General features: G+C 66.4%; 2 protein-coding genes. Both read right to left on the bottom strand.

What is annotated here, in order from left to right:
- Positions 1 to 2,296: non-ribosomal peptide synthetase (locus ACWIF2_RS40535; protein WP_454366702.1), on the bottom strand; the 2,296-nt coding region annotated here is incomplete at its 3' end.
- Positions 2,284 to 2,471, bottom strand: a 188-nt coding sequence (locus tag ACWIF2_RS40530; RefSeq protein WP_454366700.1) for a hypothetical protein, incomplete at its 5' end; no start/stop codon positions are given. The genes ACWIF2_RS40535 and ACWIF2_RS40530, both read right to left, overlap by 13 nt.

Here is a 2,471-nt window from a genome sequence, read left to right as displayed (position 1 = left end):
ACACATCACTCAGGGTGACAGCCACTGTCGTCTCGGTCGGACCGTACGCGTTGAAGATCCGCCGACCCACCGACCACCGCGCCACCACATCCGGCGCACACGGCTCACCACCGATCGCGAGAACACCCACCCCAGGCAGGTCGGCAGCATCCATGGCAGCCAGCACGCTAGGGGCCAGAAAGACGTGAGTGACGGAATACTCTTTCGCCATACTCGTCAGGCGGCCGACCACGTCGTCCCTCGCCTCCGCGTCCGGCACCACCAGGGCCGCACCGGACAGCAACACGTCGGCCAATTCGGCCACCGACACGTCGAAGCTCGGCGAAGTGAATTGCAGAACCCGACTTCCAGGACCGATGCCGAACCGGTTGATCTCCGAGGCAGCCAAGCTCCCCAGTCCGGTGTGCGGGACCACGACGCCCTTCGGCCTGCCGGTGGAACCCGACGTATAGATCACATACGCCGGGTTCCGCAGCCTCAGCGGGGCGAGCCGTTCCTCATCAGAGATGTCACCACTCACCACCGAACCAGCGGCCGCGGCGATGTCGAGGTCCCGGACGTCATAGGACGCGACTCCCGACCCCGCTGCCACATGGCGGGTGTCCGCCGTGGTCAACACGCACACGGGGCTGGCGTCCTGGAGCATGAACGCGATCCGCTCGCCCGGGTAGTCGGTGTCGATGGGCAGGAAGGCGCCGCCGGCCTTCAGCACCGCCAGCACCGCCACCACCATGTCCGCCGACCGCGGCAACGCCAGCCCCACCAGTCGCTCCGGACCCACACCGTGACCGATCAGAACCCGCGCGAGCCGGTTCGCCCGCGCATTCAACTCGCCATAATTAACACGCTCGTCGCCGCAGATGACCGCGACCGCATCCGGGGTCCGCGCCACCTGAGCCTCGAAGAGTTCCGGCAACGTACCCTCTGGCACCGCACGAGCCGTGTCGTTGAACTCGACCAGCAGCCGCTCGCGCTCCGGCACGTCGAGTACGTCGACGTCACCGATCCGCTGACCCGGGTCAGCGACCATGGCCTCGACAACCCGCCGCAGACGCTCCAGCATTTGGCGGACCGTGGTCACGTCGAACAGATCTGTATCGTGCCCGACGTCCAGTCGAAGCTTCTCCCCGGGCATCACCGCCAGGTTCACGGGGTAGTGCGCTTCGTCTCTGCCTTCGCCTCCGGTGATCGTCAATCCGCCAGGAACATCGGCGCTGTCGGCGGCAACGGGGTAGTTCTCGAACACGTAGAGGGTGTCGAAGAGTTCACCCTGACCGGCCGCACGCTGGATGTCGGTCAAGCCCAAGTACTGGTGGTCGCTGAGGCGGGCCTGCTCCTCCTGCACCCGGGCCATCAACTCGGTCAGCGACTGCGACGGATCAAGCCGGACACGCACCGGAACCGTGTTGATCAGCAGACCGACCATCTGCTCGATACCGGGAATCTGCGGCGGACGCCCCGAAACGATGGCGCCGAACACAACATCTTGCTTGCCCGTCAGCCGGGCCAGCAACAACGCCCATGCGCTCTGCAGAACCGCGTTGACCGTCAGGCCATGCCGACGCGCCAGTTCCTTAACCCCCGCGCTGGTCACGGAACTCAACTCGACCGTGGTCCGCGCCCGTTCACCAGTTCCTGAGCGGTGGCCGACGGGGGCGAGGCGGGTCGCTTCCACGCCGGCCAGGGCTTCACGCCACACCCCCTCGGTTACGCTCCGATCCTGCCGAGCCAGCCAGGCCAAATACGTCCGGTAGGGCACCGGCGCGGGCAGCGCACTGTCGTCCCCGCCTTGCCCGTACAGATCGAAGAGTTCCCGCAGCACCAGCGGCGTCGACCAGCCGTCCAGCAGAATGTGATGATTCGTGATCACCAGCTTGTGCAGGCCGGGAGCAAGACGGATCACCAGGAAGCGCATCAGCGGCGCGCTGGCCATGTCGAAACGGGTAGCCCGTTCCTCCTCCAGCAGCCGCGCCGCCCGCTCACGCTGACCGGCCTCGGGGAAGCCACTCAGATCGACCTCACGCCACGGCACCACCGAGCTCTTGGCGATCACCTGGACCGCCTCACCGTTCTTCCGCTGGCGGAAGCACGCTCGGAGACTGGCGTGCCGGCCCACCAGCACCTCAGCCGAACGCCGCAGCACCTCCGCATCCAGCGCACCGCTCAGATCGAAGGCCAGCTGGACGTTGTAAATGTCGGCGGCGTCCTCGTCGAACAGCGCGTGGAACAACAGCCCTTCCTGCAACGGCGACAGGGGCAGGATGTCCTCGATCTTGGAACGCTTCACTTCTGCCACCCGTTTTCCGTCTCGAATTCTTCTTCAAGTCCGTCGAGTTCGTCCTGGTCGAGGGAGACCAGGGGGAAGTCCGAGGGGGAGTGCCCGCCGGCCTCCGGCAGGGCCGCATGCCCCGCCAGCACCCCCAGCATCCGAACCCACAGACCAGCCAGCTCCTCAACCTCATCCCGGTCCA

This window comes from Streptomyces sp. NPDC055506 (genome assembly GCF_053643595.1).
This window is presented reverse-complemented; position numbering and strand designations above follow the sequence as displayed.